The sequence below is a fragment of the Zhongshania sp. R06B22 genome (genome assembly GCF_040892595.1).
Taxonomy (GTDB): Bacteria; Pseudomonadota; Gammaproteobacteria; order Pseudomonadales; family Spongiibacteraceae; genus Spongiibacter; species Spongiibacter arctica.
In genome coordinates, this window is the sequence record NZ_JBFRYB010000001.1 from 458,730 (window position 1) to 479,329 (window position 20,600).

The window sequence follows — 20,600 nt, forward strand, 5'->3', positions numbered from 1 at the left end:
AATACTGGCTGGTTTATAAAAACCAGCCCGCCGCGAAGGGCACGAACACGGCCGTAAAGGTGCCGGTTAGGCACAGGGCCAAGCTGGAGAATGCACCCGCCACTGGGCTGCGTTCAAAGGCCCGCGAGGTGCCGATGGCATGGGCAGAAAGGCCGAGACAAAAACCCCACAAACGGTCGTCTTGAATATCTAACTTATTGAATAGCCAGGTAATGGTGGTGATGCCCACCACGCCGGTGAGAATCACCGATGCCACTGCGATGGTGGTTATACCGCCGAGATCTTCGGTCACGGTGATGGCGATGGGGGTGGTGATCGATTTAGTGGTGAGTGATAACAGGGTGTCTCGATTGGCGCCAAAAAACCAGGCGATGATCAGCGCCGATGTTGACGCGAAAATGGCGCCAGTGGTGACGGTAATCAGTAAGGTGCTGGCCATATTCCGCAGCAAATGCAGCTGCCGGTAAAGCGGCACGGCGAGGGCGACGGTGGCGGGGCCTAGTAAAAAGGTCAGCCAATTTACATCTTTATAATAGGCGTGATAATCCTGCTGCATCAGCAGCAATGCCAGCGCTATTAAGGTGGCTCCGCTAATAGTGGGGTGCAAAATGGCGGTGCGACCACTTTTGTTATACAGAAACATCGCCCCTTGATATGCCAGTAGTGTGAGGGTGATGGCGAACAGGGGGCCGTAAATTATGTCGTTCATGACGGCGTGTTCCGGCTGTGTAGAAAACGGATTAATAAGCCGCAAAACACGATAGTACTCACAGTGCCAAGGGTGACGGCGGCAATAAACGCCGGCCACTGATCAGCAAAGCCGGCCCCCAGAAAAAATACCCCAGCGGCCGGTGCCATCAAAAGCATAGGCAGTAATTCTATTAAGCGCTGACTGCCGGTTTCTAAATCTTTTGGCACCTTGCCGTGAATGCACAGGCCAATAAATAGTAGCAACATGCCTATAACCGGGCCGGGCAGCGGCAGGTCCAAGGCGCGCTGTATAAACTCGCCCAGTAGTTGGCAGCCAAGCAGAGTCAGAAAGCCAGCTAGCATTAGCGTTTTAACATCGGCAGTGCGCTGACGATGGCGGCAGCACCTAGGCCGATAAAGGCGAATAGCGACCAGTTGGGCATACTGAAGCCAAACAGCGTCCAGACGATTTCTGCGCAGTTGCCATCGCCCAACATTAGGGTGCGAAAGGCTTCGCCAAAGGGTAGATTGCTAAACATATATTCTAGGCTGGGGCCGCAGGCAGGCACCTGATCTGGTGGCAGACTTTGCAGCCACACTTGGCGATAGGCCACTGAGCCGCCGGCAATGGTGGTTACCAGCATCAGCCCGGCGCTGACATAGCGGCCGTTTTGGTGGGGGTTGGTGATTAAGGCGATTAAGGCGACGAGGGCGGTCAGAACAAAAAAGGCGCGCTGGGTAATGCACAGTGGGCAGGGGTGTAGACCGTCAAAATACTGGGTGTAAAGTGCATACGCTAGCAGCGCGCTGCAGCAGACAACAATAAAAGCGTATATCCATCGGGGCGTCAGTGACATAGATTTTTCTCTCTCCGTAAGCGCCATACAGTAGGGGATTGCGTAAATACTGACAAGTACGACCTTGGTCGCGGCAGTTGGTGCCAGTTTCACTCAGTTTTTAGGGTGTAGATAAGCTGCTAAATTCCTCAAACAACTGCTCCTGCAGCGCCGGGTATAGGCTAAGGAACTGCTGCTCAATAAAAGGCAGGCGAAGCGCGAGTTCCCCACCGCAGTAACTCAAGGGGTTTTCTCTAGGTACTCGCTTTGCGATACGCGCCAGCATGGCCTCAATGTTATCCCAGCTGTCCATTTTACTGAGGACATCGTATTCCGCCAAAAAATGTATTTGCCTTGCGGCCGCTCGCGGGTAGTCGCCCTTGTTCAGGAGTACGTGCTGATAGCAATCCTGAGTAAAGCTATTAATCGGACTTGCGTGTAGCTCATTCCAGCGCAGACTCAGGCAGTGATCAAAGCACACATCTAACATAATGCCGCCGTAGCGACGATAGCCCGCTGGCAATATAGCGAGGCACTCGCTAACCAGTGTATGACTGTCGGTGAGTGCGTCTATGCGGCGGTGAAGGCGAATGCCGATTTCCCATGCTGCGGGATAATTACCCTGCAGTGGGCCTTTAACAAAGTCGCCTAGCAGCCCACCAATCAATAGGCCCTGTTGATCTAAGCCAGTGCGACTTGCCAGCTGGTGGGCCAAATGAAAGTGGGCGAGATAATTCACAGATCCTGATACTGCTCATAGAAGCGACGGAGATATTCGTCGAAGTTTTCGTTTTGCTCGGCCTCAACCTCTGCTAGGGCAGCAATCGAGGTTTCGCGCATGCTTGCAAAGCGTTCGCTCTCTTCGGCGCTTAGGCCGCGCTCGCGAAATACCTTGGCGTGTTGCAGCGACTCTTCCATGGCGTAGTGATAGTAGCTGTCGTTGCGTTTCTCTAGCGCCGCCAAAATCTGTGCCGACGGGGTGAGGCTGACATCGTGAACCTTGGCAAGTTGGGCTTCGCAGCTTTGGCTATACGCATCGCTGCTGTGGGCAGAATCGAGCTGGGCGGCAACCCGACCAATCTCGCCGATTAATTCTTCCGCCCATTCTGCCAGCGGCCTAGGACTGCCGCTTTGTTCTAGCTCTAGACCAGGTTCACGACCGCGATTCACCACCGTCAATAAATTGCGACTGATCTCAGCGTTGTGGTCGTCGTTACAGGGCGGGCTATCTTGATAAAGGCAGTAGAGTAAAAAGGCATCAATAAAGCGGATTTGCTCTGCGTTAATACCCACCGGCAACATGGGGTTCACATCAATACAGCGCACCTCTATATATTCCACCCCACCACGGCAGAGGGCGCCCAGCGGAATCTCGCCGCTCTCGGTGACACGCTTAGGGCGAATGGGGCTGTAAAATTCGTTTTCAATTTGGAGCAGGCCGGATGATAGTTGCTCGCCCTTGGCAATACCTTCGTAGTCGCTATGCGAAGTGGTGATGGCACCCTTCAATGTCTCCACATAGAAATCTAAATGGTTGTAGCAAATGTGCAGGTTTTTCTGGGCGTTGCTTTGATAGCCCAAGTCACCCATACGCAGTGACGTCGCGTGCGGGCCGTAAAGGGTGTGCTCTCCCAATGGCTGCAATTGATGTGGTTTACCGTTTAAAAAGCAGCGCGATACTGCCGGTGCGGCGCCAAATAAATAGATGAGCAGCCAAGCATAGCGGCGGAAGTTACGAATTAAGCCAAAGTAGTTATTGGTGATATAGGTCTTGAGTGGCAAATCGCTATTTTCGGCGGCGTGTAACTCTTCCCACACCGATTTGGGTAGAGAGAAATTGTAGTGAATACCAGCAATGGTTTGCATTTTGCGACCGTAGCGGTGCCCTAAACCTAGGCGATAACGGGTTTTCATAGTGGCGGTATTGCTGCTGCCAAAGCGGGCGACGGGAATGTCGCTGTCGTTTTTGCCCAAGCGACAGGGCATGCTCGCATTCCAAATGGTTTCATCGCCCATTTCACTCACAGCAAAGCGATGTATGGCGTCTAACTCATTTAAGGTGTCGTCTATAGAGTTGCTTACCGGGGTGATGAACTCCAGTAAGGCTTCTGAGAAATCGGTGGTGATTGAGGGATGGGTCATGGCCGAGCCAAACGCCGCGGGGTGATCGGTTTGGGCCAGTATTGCCTCGGGGTCGGCTCTGAGGCTTTCTTTCTCGACGCCGCGCTGGATCTCTCGCAAGAGATGTTGTCGTGGAGCTGCTGCAAAAAATGCCAGCCTTTGTTCTAGCGATGTGGCCAAAATGGCTTCCTCAGCGGAGCTTGAAAAGGCCGCTAAGTGTAAATCCGTGCTGGGTTGTGAACAAGCGTTGTAAGTGACGTGATTGTCATGTTCATCAAGTCCTGATAAAAGAAGGCCCTGAATTGAGGAGAACGATAATGTCTGAACCACAGGCCGGTATTTTTGTTGAGGGGAGCAGCTCTCATTTTTTTCTGGAATATAAACTTGTTGACGGTCTAAGCCTTGAGCAGCTGAGCGATTCGGTGTCGAAGGCAGTGGCTTTGAGCGACGCCGGTGTAAATCGGGTATGGGCATTTGGTGCCGATTGCTGGCGCAGTATTGCACCGGCTGCCTGCCCCGCCGATTTAAAGCCGTTTGCGGCAATTGGCGAGGGTCGGCAGGTAGCCCCTGCAAGCCAGCGAGGTATTTTTCTGTGGCTGCATGGCGATAATCATAGTGCAAACTTTGATGCGGCGATGACTGCCACCGCTGCATTGGCGGCCGTTGCGACGCTGCAGTTAGAGAAAATCGGCTTTTTGTATAAAGACTCCCGGGATTTGACCGGCTTTATAGATGGCACCGAAAACCCCAAGGGGCGAGGGCAGCAGACGGTCGCCTTAATTCCGGAGGACGAGCCCGGCGCCGGTGGTAGCTATGTGATGAGTCAGCAGTGGGTGCATAATTTAAGGTCGTTTAGCGCCCTGAGTCAGCCTGAGCAAGAGGCGGTCATTGGCCGTACCAAGCCCGACAGTATTGAACTCAATGACGAGGCAATGCCGGATAATTCCCATGTTAGCCGCAGTGATGTAAAAATAAATGGCGTTGCCCAAAAATTATACCGGCGTAGTGTGCCCTATGGTGGTGTCTTGGAACATGGCTTGTATTTTCTGGCATTTAGCGCCGATATTCGCCGATTCGACCATATATTGCAGAGCATGTTTGGCGTCAGCGGCGATGGTGTTCACGACCGTTTAACGGACTTTTCCACGCCAGTGAGCGGAAGTTATTGGTTTGCGCCATCAGCCGCTGAACTTTTTGCAATCGGCTCCCTCTAATCATTTGAAGTCTCCTACTCAAGGTATATTTTGAGCGCTCATATGAGCGCTCTTTTTTTTGCCTGAATTTTCTTGTCCCCCTCCGTACTGAAGCTGACTGGCAACAAGCTTGCCGAATTACGAATCACTTTACTCCTGTCAGTTTGCTTGGCATTGTTCGTCCACAGTTAAGTGATTGTCTAAGATCTGGAGATAATAATGAATAATATCGGTCTGCCCCCCTTGCGGTGGGTCAGTTTGGTTTGTGCTCCGCTATTTCTATTGGCGTGCAGTAAAGCGCCTATACCGGCAGATATGGCGTCGGCTGCTGAGCCAGTCATCGTTCAGGAGTGGAGTAAGCACGGCGGCAGTGACGCAGAGCAGCGGTTCTCGCCGCTTGAGCAGATTACCCCTGCCAATGTTGAGCAATTAGGCTTGGCGTGGGCATTCGATTTGGGCGTTAGTCGCGGTATTGAGGCGACACCGCTAGTGGTTGATGGTGTGATTTATGTGACCGCTACCTGGAATAAAGTGTCTGCGCTAGACGCGAGAACGGGTGAGCTGCGCTGGCAATTTGACCCCCAGGTCGATCGCAGCAAGGCGGCCGATTTGTGCTGTGATGCGGTGAATCGTGGGGTCGCTTATTCCGACGGCAAAATCATCACGGGCACTATTGATGGTCGCTTAATCGCATTAGATGCCAAAACCGGCAAAAAATTATGGGACGTTGTCACCGTAGATCAAAGTCAGCCATACACCATTACCGGTGCGCCGCGGATTGTTAATGGCAAGGCCATTATTGGTAATGGCGGCGCGGAATACGGTGTGCGTGGCTATGTGTCAGCTTATGACGTTAATAATGGCGACATGGTTTGGCGCTTTTATACGGTGCCCGGTAATCCTGCCGACGGCTTTGAAAGCCCAGCAATGGCCAAGGCCGCAGAAACCTGGAAAGGCGAGTGGTGGAAATACGGTGGTGGCGGCACGGTATGGGACTCCATGGCCTACGACCCAGAGCTGGATTTACTTTATGTTGGGGTTGGTAATGGCTCACCCTGGAATCAAAATATTCGCAGCCCCGGTGGCGGCGACAATCTCTATCTCTCTTCGATAGTCGCGCTGCGGCCCGAGACGGGCGAGTACGTTTGGCATTACCAAACGACCCCAGGAGAGACTTGGGATTACACCGCCACCCAGCATATGATTCTGGCGGAGCTAGATATTGATGGTAAGCCGCGCAAAGTTATTATGCAGGCGCCCAAAAATGGCTTTTTCTATGTGATTGATCGCGCCACCGGTGAACTTCTGTCGGCAGAGAATTACGTTCCCGTTAACTGGGCAACGCATATTGATACGAAAACTGGTCGGCCGGCAGAAGTGCCCGAGGCACGTTGGGGTGGACGAGCGCCACACTTACAATTGCCGGGCCCGTTTGGCGGGCATAACTGGCATCCCATGTCGTTCAGCCCCGATACCGGACTTGTTTATATTCCTGCTATCGAAGCCCCCTATATATATTCAGATGATAAAAACTTTAGCTTTAAAGAAGGCCATTGGAATACCGGTGCAGACAGCGCGATGGGTTCGCTGCCCACCGACATGGCGCAATTTAAAGCCATAAAGGCTGCGCTGAAAGGTCGCCTATTGGCCTGGGATCCGGTTAAGCAGCGTCCGGCTTGGCAGGTGGAGCATGGCAGCCCTTGGAATGGCGGGGTCTTGTCGACCGCAGGCGGCTTGGTATTTCAGGGTAATGCCGATGCCAAGCTGGTTGCCTATCGGGCCGACACAGGTGAGCGTTTGTGGGACTTCTTTGCCCAGACCGGGATTGTGGCGCCACCGATTAGCTATGAGTTAGACGGTGAGCAATACCTTGCGGTGGCCTCAGGTTGGGGCGGAACCTTCACCCTGGTTTATGGTGGTCTGTTCCCCGCAGGAAGCGATGCCGGTGTCGGCCGTTTAATGGTATTTAAACTAGGCGCCACCGCCAAGTTACCGGTCTTGGCAGAGTCTACTATGGCAAAACCGACACCGCCGGCATCTACTGCCAATGCGGCGACGATCGCTAAAGGTAAGCAACTTTACGATAACAATTGTGTTGTTTGTCATGGCGATCACGTTATTTCTAGTGGACTAATTCCTGACTTGCGCTGGTCGCCGCTACTTAATAGCGATGAGGCGTTTAAAGCCGTGGTGATTGACGGTGGTTTAACGTCGCGCGGTATGCCTGCTTTTAGGGGCATAATCAGTGAAAGCGAATTAAAAATACTGCGTGCCTATATTATTTCTGCGGCCAATGAAGGCCTGGAAGAGAAGCTGGGAATAGGTAAATAAAATAAGTTAGGAGCGACAGGTTTTCTGTCGCTCCTAACAAGCATGCCATCATTGCCTCGCCTTTCCGAAATTTTAGAAATGATAGCAGGGCTTATGTTTAACTCGTGTTCAACTTTCTCGCCGTTTTTATTCTATATACCCTGTTTTTTAATATAGTTGTTCTAGTTGCGTAAAAATTATTTTTGCACATTTCAAATACATGGCATAAAAAACATTTTTCATGGTAATTTGCTAAATGTTGGTCTGTTTTAGTGATTAATTTGCAAAACCTTTTTTAAAAATTTGACGACGGAACCGAGTCATATCTTCAAAGTCTAATGATCGGTTATTTTCTGACGAGGCGTTGAGACATTATGAAAAATATTCTAATAGGAAGTTCTTTGGTGGTGGCGGCGATATTTCTAAGCGCATGTTCAGATGATAAAGCAGCAGCGCCAGCAGCGAATCAAGGATCAACTGCCGTAAGTATTGACACCGGCGATGGTTCTTTTTCGTTTAAAACTAATAGTGACGGAGATAGTACTTCCGTCAGTGTGGATGCTGGAAAAGACAGCGATAAAAAGTAGTTTGTAGTAATAGAGTTTTATCTCTGCGTAGTTAATCCCACGCAGAGATAATTCTAAACAATAAGTAAAAAGCCAATTCAAATAGTTCAAAACTCATAGCAAGCACTTGCCTCGCGTCTCAGATTATTAAGGTATGGGCTATGGTATAGAAGACATAGCTTGCATATATTGTCATCATGCACGGGCAAACCTTAACGAAGCGATTAAATGTATGAGTAATGACTCAGAGATACGTGACTTACTGGCTTTGGAACGCACACGTCTTGCTAATGAGCGGACATTTCTTGCATACATCCGCACGGCCCTATCATTGATTGCTGGTGCAATAGTATTATTTCAGTTTTTCGCATCTCTGCATGCCTATCTTGCGATAGCGTGGGTTCTCGTAATTTTTGGCTTACTAGTGCTCATCTTTGGAATCTATAGATTTTTTTATGTCCGATCTGAGCTTAGTAGATATCGAGCTAAGCCAAGTAATTCACCCAATCAATAGACATAGATTCGCACATTAAATTGTATAGTTATTAAGCATTACCCCCCCGTTCACGGGGTAGCGCTTATTGGCGTAACGAAATATTCTCCCGAGTTAGCTAGCAGTACTGCGTTGGTTTATAGCGCGAAAATACTGAGCGGAATAATTAACTCTGGAGAAGTGTATGTCTCGCATAAAATGTCTGCATTTGCCGTTACTTGCTGTCGCGGTCTCATTGGCGGCTTGTAATGAACAAAACCCCGGCGCAGGCGCTGAACAGCAGTCAGTGGCGGTCGCTCCATCATTAGGCCTAATCCGTAATGCACAGGTTAAAATATTTCAGGGAGACGGTACGACCTTACTCGGCGAAGGAACGAGTGCCGCCAACGGAACGGTTGATGTTAGTTACCTTAATTACACGGGGCCGGTCGTCATTGAAGTTCTTGGTGGTAGCAGCGCGACCTATTTTGATGAGTCTTTAAAGCAGTTTGTTGCGCTTCCAGCGTCAGCGACTGTTCGTGCAATTGCAGTATTACCAGCTGTGAGCCTTGCCGTAACTCCTTTAACGAATTTAGCCTATGAAATAGCTAAAGCGCGCAGCAGTGCTGCGCTTACGGCCGCCGAAGTTGCTGATATTAATGAGCAAGTACGCCTGAGCTTAGCTCCCGGTATTAGCAGTATTTTGGCGATTCCAGAGTTAGTTAGCAGCGCCACAGGCCCAAAGCTCGATAATACAGATGCTGGTAAACACGCATTAGTTCTAGCGGCTTTGGCTGACTTGTCTTCTGGCAACGCCAGTCCAGCCTTGAATACATTGCTGGCTATGGCAAGTGATGGTGCGGATGGGGCGTTGGATGGCTTGGTGGATGGTTCTTCAATAACCGTGCCCTACGTCGATTTTATCGCCGATATGGCCGCAGCATTGTCGCGGCAAGCAAATACCTATGGAAACGATGCCTTGAAAGCGGCTTCGGCAGATCAAAAACCTAGTAGTGCCACTATTGAAGAAGGGAATACGGGTGGCACTGGCGGTTCAGGTACAGGCGGTACCGGTGGGTCGGGTACAGGCGGAACGGGTACAGGTGGAACTGGCACGGGTGGAACAGGCACCGGTGGAACAGGTACAGGTGGAACAGGTACAGGTGGAACAGGTACAGGTGGGACAGGTACAGGTGGGACAGGTACAGGCGGATCAGGTACCGGCGGTAACACAGACCCCGCAGTTAACAATGAAGGTAAAGGGCGTTTCACCGGTGATGGCTTTACCGGTGACGTAAATGGTGTGACATACACCTACACCGATTCAGTTAACGTACTACCAAATAACGCCGACAAAACTCAGTTCTATATTGAAGGTCGCGACAGCGCCGCGACAAGCAAGTGGCGAGTAGTCATTCCGAATGCAGTTGGAACATATAACTGTGATGACTCCGGCGATGAAACGGTTTTGCAGCACCTTAACCAAGGCGGATTAGCGGTTAATTCCGGTGTGGGTTCAAATGATGGCGACTGCATAGTTAAGGTCTTGCAAGTTGGTGCGGTTTACGAAGGATACTTTACTGGGAAACTCTATGGCGCAGTAGGAACCCCTCTGAAGCCGGTAACAAATGGCTACTTTTATGCAACCTCAGAGGTTGTTGATACTGGCGGCGGTGGCGGTAATACGGGCGGCGGCAGCACCGATGGTGGCGTTAGTGGTGATCTAAACAATGCCGTTTACGATTCCTTGAATGGTCGAAATGGCGCAACTGTGAGCTTTGTTGGCAGCGCGGAATCTTATAATCTAGGAGTTGCTGACGTTGGTAGTGGTTTTGGCTTGCGCGGCCTCGACTTCTATGTTGATCGCACAAGGGACGTGAATACGACCTTATTCCAAGAAGCTTATCCAAGTTATTTAGAGGTCGATATCACTAATCCAGTACTGGGCGAGCAAGATTGTGGCGATGAGCTAAAAATCCGCTTGAGTATGGCAGGTGGCGCAAATTCCGGACGCTATTCTGCGAGCGAGTGTAAAATGCGTCTTGATTATGCCAGTGATATTGGCGGTCTTCAGGGTGTAATTTTATCGGCTACATTAACTTCGACATCAGATACCAGTCCGACATTTGAGTTAGTAAACACGCCATTCCGTATTTACCACCATGTCGGTACTGCCGGTGAATTGGTCGGTGACTTGCCGCTGGATGTTTATGGTTCTATTGAAATAGGTGATGAAGGCAGCTTTGAGCTTGGGCCTGATCAGCACTTCTTATTGGAAAATCGCGTTGGTCTTGGCGGGACGAGCCCTGATGATGGCTCACCAGCATTTACCGGTAATGCATCAGATGTAATCAGCATAGTAACTCAGGGCCATCCTAGTTCTGGCTTTGCGGTAGATACGACCTACAACTGCGGAACAGAGTATCGCTCACGTGCTGGTGGCTTAGAGCTGGCTATAAAAGTGGGTACTTACCTTTTGGAGACTAGGTATAGCTCGTCTAATAATGAGGCCGCAAATTGTCAGATTGTAACGGTAGGGCGTGGCGGCAAGTATTATGATGCGTCTTACACTGCAACGCTAATATCAAATGACACCTCACTGGAAGAGTCGCTGCGTACTTTGCCAGTGACTGGAAAATTCCGCAATTACGCGATACGCCTAAATCGACCAGAAGGTGGTGTCGATGATGAAGGCGCTTTCACTAGTGAAGAGTCAGGAATGACTTTGCAAATTGTTGATGGCAGCGCCGATTGGCAAACAGGAGATCGATTCAAATTCCTAGATGATCAATTCGACCAAGTTTCCAGCTTTGAAACCGGTTATAACTTCTATGCGAGACGTGGCGAACGCAATATTCAACACGGTGTTGAGCTTAACAATATTCCGCGTGGGGTAGGCGTTTATGATTGTGCTAACTTGGACGCCAATAGTTTTAATCGAACACTAAATGTTGTTTTATCAGGCGGCGTTATATACGAAACTACCAGCTATGATAGCGAGCTAAAGAAAGTTGTCACCTTACCGGGTGCTGCATGTCAGGTAGAGGTTATTAGCGAGGATAATGGCTTCGTTAACGGCACTTATTCTGCAACGGCGATTGTTGTAGATGGTGAGCAGATCATGCCTGACGGTGATAATGTTGTGCGGATTTCAGGGAGCTTCCGTCGCAAATTAGAGCCAGCTCAACAGTAATTTACGCAGCTTCCTTGAAGTATATTATTTTGCCCCAGCAATTGCTGGGGCTTTTTTTATGGGAACGCGGTTTAGCGCAACACGGCCTCTTGGGTAACGGACGCAATTAGCAGACCTGATTGTGTAAATATTTTGCCGGTGACAAGACCTCTGCCATTCGCAGCCCAGTGGCTTTCGGTTCGGTATAGCAACCACTGATCTACTTTAACCGCTGCGTGTATCCACAGCGAGTGATTCAAAGACGCCAGAAATTTTATCCCGGCTTCGCGTCCGTGTGGCACGGCTATTGTACCCGGCAGCCAATAGTCGGACATCATAGCCAGAAGAGAGTGGTGGTCGCGTTCATCGCCGACATCAGCAGCCGAGGGGGTGCGAATCCAAAAATCGCGAAAGGCGGTATCGGGACTTTCAAAATAGTGTTCTGGATGCAGCATCCGCAGCTCAAAAATATAGGGCTTGGAAAGCACCGCAATGATGTGCTCTGGTAGGCGATGACTATTTTGCTGGGCAAACATTTCTAGACTGAGTAGTGACTCAGGGTCGGGCGGATTGCCGAGCTCAGTAAATTGATGACTTAGACCCTCCTCGCCTGCGTGGAAAGAGCACAGTAGCTCGAATATCACCCGCCCACCTTGCTCTGCCGTCACCCGGCGAGTCGCAAAGTTTCGGCTATCACTGAGGCGTTCAACCGCATAATCAATGGTGTCATCGATCATCCCGCCCCGCATAAAAAAGCCGTTTAGGCTGTGGCATTTCCAATTGCTTACCGTGCGTGTCGCGGCGGCTAGCGATTGACCAAGGGCTTGGCCGCCAAAGGTGACGCCGGCCATATTGTCGAGGTTGTGGCGAGCGCGAAAGCGATCTTTAGCAATTTCGTCTAATTGCAGCATTTCACTGGCAGTGGGAATGTATCGGGTATTTGTAGAGACGTTCACTGAGATCTTACTCGCTGCAATGCGTGAGGGGCCTAGAGCATATGGAACAACAGCGATCACTTCAACCAGGGCGCTTGATTAAAGCGCGCTCGACTTAATACTGAGCGCTGTTATTATGTATTAGTAAGCAGGCGGTATAAGACTATTCAATAGTATAAGGAATCAAAAACTTGGACATCATCCGTATTATTTTTGCGATATTGCTGCCGCCACTTGGGGTATTTTTACAAGTGGGTTTAGGTAAGCACTTTTGGTTAAATATTATTTTGACACTCTGCGGTTATTTGCCGGGAATTATTCATGCGGTTTATATCATTGCTAAAAAATGATAAATCCCACGGCAGAACAGCGACTGCAACGCAGTCGCCAATTCGCGATTTTATTAGACGGCGCCTGGGGTATTCCTTTTACCCGAGTAAAATTTGGTGTCGACGCTCTACTTGGTTTGCTGCCGGTCGCGGGTGATTTAGTAAGTGCCATACTTGGCTTAGGTATTGTTTGGCAGGCGCATATGCTTGCTGCGCCCTCCTCGGTAAAATTCAAAATGTTGGCTAATATCGGCCTGGATTTTGTGCTTGGAATTGTGCCAATTATCGGTGATATCGCGGATGTGGCGTTTCGAAAAAATATCCGCAATGTTGACTTGCTTGAGGACTGGTTAAAAAACAAAGCTCTTAAGAGGGCAAACCCCCAAACCAAATTGGGCTAGCTGCATCGCTATAGACCCCTAGTTAGCCTAGTGTTCCGATACTCAAAGCGAAAATGGCGCCCATACCGCAGACTCCAATATTGATGGCTAAAAATGGGTATTCAGCTCTAGCAGAGTCAGGCACGCGCAGTCTTTGCGTGCTAGTAAGCAAGTGAATTGTCCCCTAAGCGCCGAGCTTAATGTTGTATACGCTCGTTGTTGTCAGCGCGAATCAAATGTAAAAGGCGCAGCCTAGCTGCATTTTACCTGTGAAGTCGTAGTAGTATGGGGTCACGATTATATGAAATCAGCTATTTATGACTATAGAAAACCAAAAGTTGGTCGAGTTACTTGGCGACCTTGATGATGCAAGTCGAGCATTGGCAGCAGCAGAAGCAATCGCCAAACATGCAGAAATCGGGCGGGTTCTAGATACCGCACGGCTTATTATGGTTGAAGATGGTGGCCCGGCCGCACTTGAGAGTCGCTCTCAGGTATTGGAGGAAGCTGGGGTGTACCTAGGCACCGACTGGGCTGAGCCCCAGCAACTGCTTCCAACCCTAACCCCTTTTTCTTTAGCCAGCGCAGAGGCGGCCACGGTCACCATCGAGTGCTTAAGCGAGTTGCGCTTGCTTGCCGTCGCACTTGGGGAATATAAGCACTCAGCCATTTCTGCTGAGCAGGCCCACCACTTCTTAACCCAGTCTATTGCACTTAACCTTGAGTTACTGTTCTCGGCGGCATCGGAGGCTGAACGGGTCAAGCAGGGCTCACTTGCAATGGTGCCCCGAGCGCTTATGCAGCACCTCGCCCAGCGGATTGGCTTTGAACATATTATTGACCAGCTAATAGAGGAAATCTGGCGTTTACTCCGACAACGTCCGATTCAAGTGAATCCGGTCAAGAGTATGATTACCCAAATCGCCATATGTCAGACCAGCGAAGGTATGGATTTTGGTACCAGTGGCCTCGGTGCGGCAAGGCTAGTAAGCAGCCTCTACGGACCGACTCAGGCCAGCACTGGCGATCCTGGTATTCCCTATTACGAGCAGCGCTTGGCAAGCTTGGACGGCCAAGCTCTGCAGGCCGAAGCCTTGGGCTTTTCTAGGGCAATGTACGACACCGGTTTGGTGTCGCCTTACCATGCCAGCTTTCTGCGCTTTATATTAGATGACTATGAGAATTTACTCATTGATGCGCTCGGACTGTCAGGAACCGGTCGCGACGGTCTTCTTTGCTACGGAGATTTGATCAAGGCCCTGATTACCGAGTGTGTATCGCCTTCCACCGCCCAAGCCGTCTACGGTATTGCGATGTTGCTGGAGCGCGGTATTTTGTATCAACAGGGGGTGGCTCAGTCACTCTGGCGGCAGATTAATTTAACTCTGACTGATTGGGCTGAGAGCCGCCTGCAGTTTATGTGTGATGCCACCACAACCCCCCGCACTCGTCTTATGGAGGGCGTGGTATGTATGCTGGGGTCGCCATTGGGGATTGGCCAAGGCAATAACCCCACCTGCCAATCGGCGCGGGCGCTTTCTATCTGGGCCACTAGTGACCCTACGTATTTGCTGCAGATGATCACTGCCATTGCTCGCGATAATGATTTGACTATGCACTTTGAAGGCCAGGCGATTTCGTCCAAGCAATGTCTTGACGCTTCTCTTTCGCTTTTGCCCTTTGATCTCGATCCAGTATCGATGCTGCTGGTTCCGCATCTGGACGCAACCTACTTGGAAATGGGCCGTTTATGTATAGGCCGCGAAGGCGATCCTCACCGCTGGATTAATCCCGAGTTTCACGGCTGGTGGGTTGGGCGGGGCTTCTGTATTAATGTCGACGTGGCCAGCGGCCAACTGATTGACCTGGAAGCATTCATTCGTAATTTTCACGCGCATTACCATCCGTTTTACAACGGCAACCAACCACTCATTCATCCGCAACCAGCGGGAATAGCGATTACCGATAGCGCGGCGCGGTTTATCGGATGGCATGCTATTGCCATTATGCGAGTTGCCTTAGATCAAAACTCAGAGATGCGGGTTTATTTTTTCAATCCCAACAATGATAGCGGTCAAAACTGGGGTAACGACGTCATTGTTAGCACCGCTGACCATGGCGAACGTTTTGGTGAGGCCTCGTTGCCGTTTGAACAGTTTGCCTCGCGCTTATATATTTTTCACTACGACACCCTAGACTACGGCGAACCTGAAAAAGTGCCTGAAGAATCCTTCCAGAATGTAAAATCGCTTATTGAATTAAGCTGGGGGCTCGATAGGATTCCCGACACCGGTCTTCAAGCCAGTGCCGGTACCGATGGGCCGCATAGCTAATAATATCGCCCTTAAAATATGTGAAAGGAAAATACTCTCAGCTGCGTATGCTTAGAAAGTGCGCCTAGCTGATGGTGAAAACCTTAAAATAATACCTCAAGGGCACCAGTCGGCAGCTGGTTTTTACGTAGTTGAATGCCAATATGTCGCTGCGTTAAAATATTGTTTGGCAGCATTATTTAAAATTCAGGAGTGACGGGGGAGTGTGGTGTTGAGGCAACTGATATACGTTAGCGCTTTGTCCAGAGCGCAAAGTCCCTCATGTGTTGACGATATCTTGCGGCAATCAATTCGCAACAATAAGGTTAGTGACATTACGGGGATATTATTGTTTATCAATGGCAGTTTCCTGCAAGTCTTGGAGGGTCCATCTGATGCCCTTGATTCTACATACGCAAAGATTCTTGATGATCCCAGGCATACCGACGAGCTTAAGATTTTAGACACCGAGATATTGGCGAGACAATTTGATGGGTGGTCAATGGGCCATGCTGAACTTTCGAGAAAAGAGCTTGATCAATTTATAGGGAAAAATAACTTTTTCACCAGCGGTCGCTGTCTTACAGAGCTAAACAGCGGGACGGTACGCCGAGTGTTAACTGAATTTCGCGAGGGCAGATGGCGTCGCCAGATCCGCTGATTTAAGGTCTCGGGCGATTTTGTGTAAGTCTCAAGATTGTTGTTAACGACCTTGTCAGGACTGCCGTTTTGCTGCGGATAGAACAGTTACGAAAAGGGTATTAAAAAGCGTTTAGCAGTGAAGTGTAGTTTTTATAAACTTTTAAATTAGACACCCCACTAGGATGCCTACTATATATGCTCAAGTCGTTATTTTCCCTGTGCCTGCTATTTACTCTGAGTGCCTGTGCCAGCCACCCCGATTGCGAGCGAGCGGACATATTTGGGCATTGTAAAAAATGGCAAGGACAAGAAAATCCCTGTGAAAACCCAGACTTTCTTGGCTTTTGCCCGCCGACAAAATAAGTTCTGAATAGGTGGTCTAAGCATTCCCACTATCTATCTGCACAGCTCTAAAGTACTTAGCTAAGGTGATACTTTTAAGCCCTGTCTACCGTGCTACTTAAAATCAACACTTGAGATCGCTGACTTGTGCTTTTCCGCCACGGAGTAAGTATGATGACCACCCATATAAGCTTTAGGACCTTTTAACAATGGCCGCATTATTTGAAGAAATTGATAGCCGAGCGTCCGCTTTAGGTGAAATCTCTCTGCGCAGACGGCGCATCCCTGCGTTTGGCAATAGAGACATCTATGAAGTTAAGTTGGGCGATGAATATTTAATGTCGAGCATGTTTGTCGAGGCTGAAGAGGCTTTATCCACACTTGGTTTGGCAGCGGTAAAGGGTGACAAACTCTCTGTAGTTGTCGGTGGCTTGGGCCTAGGTTACACCGCCGTGGCGGCATTAAAAGACGAGCGAATTGCAGACTTATTTGTGGTGGAAGCCCTAGATACCGTGATCGGCTGGCATAAAGATGAGCTGGTGCCGCTAGGTAAAATACTCAATGCGGATAGCAGAAATCACTATGTACTAGGCAGTTTTTTCGATCTTGGCACATCTCCGAGTACGGGCTTTGCACCAGACAGCAAGGGTAAAAAGTTTGATGCGATATTATTAGATATCGACCATTCACCCACCGAATTTCTGAACGCCGCCAACGCCGGTTTTTATACGACTGAAAATCTAGCGCTTATGGCAGATCAACTTAAGCCTGCAGGTGTGTTTGCGATGTGGTCGCAAAATCTGCCGGAGCAAGGTTTTGAGGATTTGCTGAAAACCGTGTTTGAGAAAGTCGATTCTCACGTGGTGTCTTTTTATAATCCTTTTCAAGATGGTGAATCGACTAACTCGGTATATGTTTGTGTGAAAGCGGCATAATACAGAGGAGCAGTTAAGGGCTAGAAGTTGCGCTACAGCTGCTGATGCAAAGTCCATTTCGGGTAATCAGAGTGCGATAAGGGGCCGCAGCCAACGCGGTCCCTTCAATATCCGGCCAATTAAGGATGTATCCCTCACACTATTTGTATGACGACTTTACCTCGGCTTCTACCCGTTTTGTTTCTAGTATACGCATCCTCAATATTAGCTAGTTGATGAACGCTATCGATGACGGGGGTAACGGCACCGCTTTCAATAAAGTCGGTTAATATCTCTAAGTCGCTAGTATAGGACTCAACCCATACTGGCCTAGCGGATTTACTGCCCATAAAGAGATGGGGGCGGTAGGCATTAAAAAGCGCTTTCCCGTGGCCTGAGGTAGTCACAAAGAGGCCGTCTTCTGCCATTAATGATGCGCATGTTGTCAGGCTTTCGTAGGCGGTTGCATCGAATACTAAATCGAAATTATTGTTCTCTGCTTTAAAGTCCCCCTGGGTGTAGTCAATGACCTTATCGGCACCAAGGCTTGTCACCAGCTCTATATTTTTTCCGCTACACACCCCAGTCACCTCAGCCCCCATCGCTTTAGCGATTTGTATAGCGAATGTGCCGACGCCCCCTGACGCGCCGATTACAAGGACTTTACTGCCATCACTGACGGGGCCCATTTGAAAAGCCTGTAAGGCTGTTAGCGCGGCGAGCGGAACGGCTGCGGCCTCGTTAAAGGATATATTTTTGGGCATATGCGCAATCCGCTTAGTGGCAATGCAGGCGTACTCGCCACAAGCCGCTGTGCGCAATCGCATATCCATACCATATACTTTGTCGCCGACCTTAAAATTACTGACATTACTACCCCGCTCAACGATGACGCCGGCTAAGTCATCACCAATAATATGGAAATTAGATAAGCTGCCGACTTTAGGGACCAAGCTGGAAATATTGTAATTAAGCTTCCAGTCTTTGGGATTAACCGACGATGCATGCACTTCAACCAATACATCATCGGCGCCGATCTTGGGCTTGTTGACGTCTTTGATCATCAATCTTGCTCTAGGGCCAAAGCCTCTGGTGGTGGCAGCTTTCACTATTGGGTACTCCTGGTAAATTTATTAGAATTAGGGGTGGCTATTGGGCCACATCGGGCAGTGACGCCAATTCAGTAAAGCGCTAATAAAGCGACTCGATGATGACTTTAACTGTCTGCCTCATATCTTATTGTACTTCGTTGCGGGCTGAAAATATTTCTTATACGCTGTATGGGATGAAGAGCGTGTATGCCCGTATACTTGATTCCAAACTATAATTTTATATATATGTCTGTGAGCTTGAATGAGAGCTGACTTACTATCTTGAGGTTAGCAATATGAAAATGCTCTCTCCAACGGATGCCTTGTTTTTGATGGCTGAGCACCGCCGTCAACCAATGCATATAGCGGGTCTACAGATATTCGCACTGCCAGATGGAGCCCCCAAGACGTTTATTCGCGACTTGGTAAAGGATATGCGGCGTCATTCAGAGCCGAGTCCGCCATATAATCAGCGCCCAGTATTCCGGGGCACATGGTTCTGGCGAGATGATGATCATTTTGAAATCGACCATCACGTGCGTCATCTCTCCTTACCTGCGCCTGGCCGAATTCGGGAACTGTTGGAGATGGTGTCGCGCCTGCACAGCGCGTTAATGGACCGCAGTCGCCCGCTCTGGGAAGTGAGTGTGATAGAAGGGTTAGCGGACGGCCGTTTTGCTATTTATACCAAAGTACATCACTCCGTATTCGATGGTGTTTCGGCGACCTTAGAGGTCGTTCGATCTCTCAGCGAAGACCCGAATCAGCGGGCAATGCCGCCTGTTTGGGCGCGAGTGCCTAGTCGTCGTAAGAGATCGGGCGCCTTGGTTCCTCCTGTTGGACCGGTCAATGCCCTTATACATTCAATGGAGACTAATTTTCGTATTGTTCCCGGTGCAGTCCGCGGGGCATTGGATTTGTTGCGCAGGAGCCGCGGTAAACCCGCTGATGCGACGCCCTACCAAGCACCGCCAACCATGTTCAATGTGCCCATCAGCAGCTCGCGGCGCTTTGCGGCGCAGTCATATTCATTAGCGCGTATTAAAGCGGTCGCTAAGGCGGCGGGCGGCACTATTAACGATGTGGCTTTAGCGATGTGTTCAGGCGCCATACGTTCATACCTAGAATCAAAAGACGGCCTGCCTAAAGCGCCGCTCATCAGCATGGTGCCGGTATCTGTTAGGGCGGCGGACAGTCCGGAAGGTGGTAATCAGGTTTCCGTAATTTTGGCTAATCTGGCGACTCATATCGTGGATCCGGCTGAGCGCTTACAAGCGGTTATGGCATCGACTCGCAGAGCTAAAGACCGCATGGCCAAGATGAGCCGGGTAGAGCAGCTTGCCTATGCAGCCACAGGATTAAGCCCAATGGCGGTTACGTCAATTCTCGGCTTAGACCGTGTTCGTCCGGCGTTTAATGTGGTCATTTCCAATGTACCAGGCTCTAAAAAGCCCCTGTACCTGAATGGCGCTATGCTGGAAGAAACGTATCCGATTTCGATTCCAATTGATGGCCAGGCTTTAAATATCACCTTGACCAGCTATTGTGATTCCGTAGCCTTTGGCTATACCGCCTGCCGCCGGTCTGTGCCGAATATGCAGCGTCTGCTAGATTTTACCGAACAGGCATTATCAGAGCTTGAAGCCGCCGTTGGGCTTGCATAGAATTGCTACGGTGTTTGCCGGTGAGTGTTAATTCAAACGAGCCGTACATTTTTTAATACATAGGTTGGATTATGAAAAAAAATATAAAAATAATGTTTCCAGCAACAACAGACACGGTAATTACGATGTATACCGACAAGGATTACTTTCTGAATAAGTATAAGAATCTGGGCGCGCAAAATATTGCACTTCTCGACGAGTCTTTTGAAGAAGGTAAATTTTCCATCAATATCAAACGCTGCCTGCCTGCCGATGTGCCTGTGCCAAGCTTTGCCAAGAAGTTTTTTAGTGGCACCATGACAATCGTTCAACGTGATACTTGGGATGCGTCCAGCAAAACTGGCCGCCTAGATATTGAGTTTAAGGGTGTGCCCGTTGAGGCCAGCTGCGATATGAAGCTAGTGGATGAGGGTGCCGGCTCGGCCTTATTAATGGGCTGGAATATTAACGTTAAAGTACCCTTGATTGGCGGTAAACTTGAAAAAGTATTGATGGAAGATATGAGTAAAAAAGTCGAACTAGATCACCTTGAAAGCGCCAAATTATTAAACGCTTATATGTGATCTTTAGGTTTGGGGAATGATAGTCGGCACGCCAATTTTTCATTAAATAAAAAGTCGACTAATTATTT

The 20,600-nt window shown here is 49.5% G+C and carries 19 protein-coding genes; 12 read left to right on the forward strand and 7 right to left on the reverse strand.

From position 1 onward, the window contains the following. Positions 1–13 precede the first annotated feature (13 nt). The 5 genes from AB4875_RS02050 to gshA all read right to left on the reverse strand — a co-directional run bounded on the left by AB4875_RS02050 (position 14) and on the right by gshA (position 3,827). Entirely contained in the window at positions 14–709 is a 696-nt protein-coding gene (locus AB4875_RS02050) for an LrgB family protein (RefSeq protein ID WP_368374374.1), read from the reverse strand. Continuing rightward, complete coding sequence (locus tag AB4875_RS02055) at positions 706–1,053, reverse strand: CidA/LrgA family protein (protein WP_368374375.1); 348 nt, start codon at positions 1,051–1,053, stop codon at positions 706–708. The genes AB4875_RS02050 and AB4875_RS02055 overlap by 4 nt, the downstream gene beginning before the upstream one ends. Beyond that, positions 1,053–1,547: a disulfide bond formation protein B gene (locus AB4875_RS02060; protein WP_368374376.1), complete on the reverse strand. Its 495-nt coding sequence runs from the start codon at positions 1,545–1,547 to the stop codon at positions 1,053–1,055. The genes AB4875_RS02055 and AB4875_RS02060 overlap by 1 nt, the downstream gene beginning before the upstream one ends. Before the next feature lie 100 nt (positions 1,548–1,647). After that, on the reverse strand, positions 1,648–2,265 hold the full coding sequence (locus AB4875_RS02065) for an acyl carrier protein phosphodiesterase (RefSeq protein WP_368374377.1): 618 nt from the start codon (positions 2,263–2,265) through the stop codon (positions 1,648–1,650). Then, positions 2,262–3,827: a glutamate--cysteine ligase gene (gene gshA, locus AB4875_RS02070; protein WP_368374378.1), complete on the reverse strand. Its 1,566-nt coding sequence runs from the start codon at positions 3,825–3,827 to the stop codon at positions 2,262–2,264. The genes AB4875_RS02065 and gshA overlap by 4 nt, the downstream gene beginning before the upstream one ends. 137 nt (positions 3,828–3,964) lie before the next feature. Here gshA and AB4875_RS02075 point away from each other — a divergent pair, with 137 nt between their 5' ends. The 5 genes from AB4875_RS02075 (at position 3,965) to AB4875_RS02095 (ending at position 11,381) form a co-directional block, all read left to right on the forward strand. Further along, positions 3,965–4,861, forward strand: coding sequence for a Dyp-type peroxidase (locus tag AB4875_RS02075; RefSeq protein ID WP_368374379.1), 897 nt, complete (start codon positions 3,965–3,967; stop codon positions 4,859–4,861). 198 nt (positions 4,862–5,059) lie between these two features. Then, complete coding sequence (locus AB4875_RS02080) at positions 5,060–7,171, forward strand: PQQ-dependent dehydrogenase, methanol/ethanol family (protein ID WP_368374380.1); 2,112 nt, start codon at positions 5,060–5,062, stop codon at positions 7,169–7,171. Positions 7,172–7,524: 353 nt separating this feature from the next. Further along, complete coding sequence (locus AB4875_RS02085) at positions 7,525–7,737, forward strand: hypothetical protein (protein WP_368374381.1); 213 nt, start codon at positions 7,525–7,527, stop codon at positions 7,735–7,737. A gap of 211 nt (positions 7,738–7,948) precedes the next feature. Continuing rightward, positions 7,949–8,230, forward strand: a complete 282-nt coding sequence (locus AB4875_RS02090) for a YidH family protein (protein ID WP_368374382.1) — start codon at positions 7,949–7,951, stop codon at positions 8,228–8,230. 163 nt (positions 8,231–8,393) lie between these two features. Further along, positions 8,394–11,381 (forward strand): hypothetical protein, encoded by a 2,988-nt coding sequence (locus AB4875_RS02095; RefSeq protein WP_368374383.1) that lies wholly within the window; start codon positions 8,394–8,396, stop codon positions 11,379–11,381. Positions 11,382–11,452: 71 nt separating this feature from the next. On the opposite strand, the gene AB4875_RS02100 is transcribed toward AB4875_RS02095, so the two are convergent. Continuing rightward, positions 11,453–12,316 carry an acyl-CoA thioesterase gene (locus tag AB4875_RS02100; RefSeq protein ID WP_368374384.1) on the reverse strand — a complete coding sequence of 288 codons (864 nt, stop codon included), beginning with the start codon at positions 12,314–12,316 and terminating at the stop codon, positions 11,453–11,455. Between the two features lie 170 nt (positions 12,317–12,486). Here AB4875_RS02100 and AB4875_RS02105 point away from each other — a divergent pair, with 170 nt between their 5' ends. The 5 genes from AB4875_RS02105 (at position 12,487) to AB4875_RS02125 (ending at position 17,235) form a co-directional block, all read left to right on the forward strand. Next, entirely contained in the window at positions 12,487–12,645 is a 159-nt protein-coding gene (locus tag AB4875_RS02105) for a YqaE/Pmp3 family membrane protein (RefSeq protein ID WP_103685093.1), read from the forward strand. Continuing rightward, positions 12,642–13,025 carry a DUF4112 domain-containing protein gene (locus tag AB4875_RS02110; RefSeq protein WP_368374385.1) on the forward strand — a complete coding sequence of 128 codons (384 nt, stop codon included), beginning with the start codon at positions 12,642–12,644 and terminating at the stop codon, positions 13,023–13,025. Before AB4875_RS02105 ends, AB4875_RS02110 begins: the two co-directional genes overlap by 4 nt. Before the next feature lie 296 nt (positions 13,026–13,321). Continuing rightward, positions 13,322–15,337: a hypothetical protein gene (locus tag AB4875_RS02115; protein WP_368374386.1), complete on the forward strand. Its 2,016-nt coding sequence runs from the start codon at positions 13,322–13,324 to the stop codon at positions 15,335–15,337. Positions 15,338–15,548: 211 nt separating this feature from the next. Continuing rightward, entirely contained in the window at positions 15,549–15,977 is a 429-nt protein-coding gene (locus tag AB4875_RS02120) for a BLUF domain-containing protein (protein WP_368374387.1), read from the forward strand. Positions 15,978–16,509: 532 nt separating this feature from the next. Next, complete coding sequence (locus AB4875_RS02125) at positions 16,510–17,235, forward strand: spermidine synthase (RefSeq protein WP_368374388.1); 726 nt, start codon at positions 16,510–16,512, stop codon at positions 17,233–17,235. A gap of 134 nt (positions 17,236–17,369) precedes the next feature. Here the strand turns inward: AB4875_RS02125 and AB4875_RS02130 are convergent, their stop codons facing one another. Continuing rightward, positions 17,370–18,323 (reverse strand): NAD(P)-dependent alcohol dehydrogenase, encoded by a 954-nt coding sequence (locus tag AB4875_RS02130; protein WP_368374389.1) that lies wholly within the window; start codon positions 18,321–18,323, stop codon positions 17,370–17,372. 278 nt (positions 18,324–18,601) lie between these two features. Here AB4875_RS02130 and AB4875_RS02135 point away from each other — a divergent pair, with 278 nt between their 5' ends. After that, positions 18,602–19,969, forward strand: a complete 1,368-nt coding sequence (locus tag AB4875_RS02135; RefSeq protein ID WP_368374390.1) for a WS/DGAT/MGAT family O-acyltransferase — start codon at positions 18,602–18,604, stop codon at positions 19,967–19,969. Positions 19,970–20,040: 71 nt separating this feature from the next. Beyond that, complete coding sequence (locus AB4875_RS02140) at positions 20,041–20,532, forward strand: DUF2505 domain-containing protein (protein ID WP_368374391.1); 492 nt, start codon at positions 20,041–20,043, stop codon at positions 20,530–20,532. Positions 20,533–20,600: the final 68 nt, after the last annotated feature.

Coding starts and splice junctions, on each gene's coding strand:
- AB4875_RS02050 (WP_368374374.1), bottom strand. CDS start 709: ATGAACGACATAATTTACGGCCCCCTGTTCGCCATCACCCTCACACTA.
- AB4875_RS02055 (WP_368374375.1), bottom strand. CDS start 1,053: ATGCTAGCTGGCTTTCTGACTCTGCTTGGCTGCCAACTACTGGGCGAG.
- AB4875_RS02060 (WP_368374376.1), bottom strand. CDS start 1,547: ATGTCACTGACGCCCCGATGGATATACGCTTTTATTGTTGTCTGCTGC.
- AB4875_RS02075 (WP_368374379.1), top strand. CDS start 3,965: ATGTCTGAACCACAGGCCGGTATTTTTGTTGAGGGGAGCAGCTCTCAT.
- AB4875_RS02080 (WP_368374380.1), top strand. CDS start 5,060: ATGAATAATATCGGTCTGCCCCCCTTGCGGTGGGTCAGTTTGGTTTGT.
- AB4875_RS02085 (WP_368374381.1), top strand. CDS start 7,525: ATGAAAAATATTCTAATAGGAAGTTCTTTGGTGGTGGCGGCGATATTT.
- AB4875_RS02090 (WP_368374382.1), top strand. CDS start 7,949: ATGAGTAATGACTCAGAGATACGTGACTTACTGGCTTTGGAACGCACA.
- AB4875_RS02095 (WP_368374383.1), top strand. CDS start 8,394: ATGTCTCGCATAAAATGTCTGCATTTGCCGTTACTTGCTGTCGCGGTC.
- AB4875_RS02110 (WP_368374385.1), top strand. CDS start 12,642: ATGATAAATCCCACGGCAGAACAGCGACTGCAACGCAGTCGCCAATTC.
- AB4875_RS02115 (WP_368374386.1), top strand. CDS start 13,322: ATGACTATAGAAAACCAAAAGTTGGTCGAGTTACTTGGCGACCTTGAT.
- AB4875_RS02125 (WP_368374388.1), top strand. CDS start 16,510: ATGGCCGCATTATTTGAAGAAATTGATAGCCGAGCGTCCGCTTTAGGT.
- AB4875_RS02135 (WP_368374390.1), top strand. CDS start 18,602: ATGAAAATGCTCTCTCCAACGGATGCCTTGTTTTTGATGGCTGAGCAC.
- AB4875_RS02140 (WP_368374391.1), top strand. CDS start 20,041: ATGAAAAAAAATATAAAAATAATGTTTCCAGCAACAACAGACACGGTA.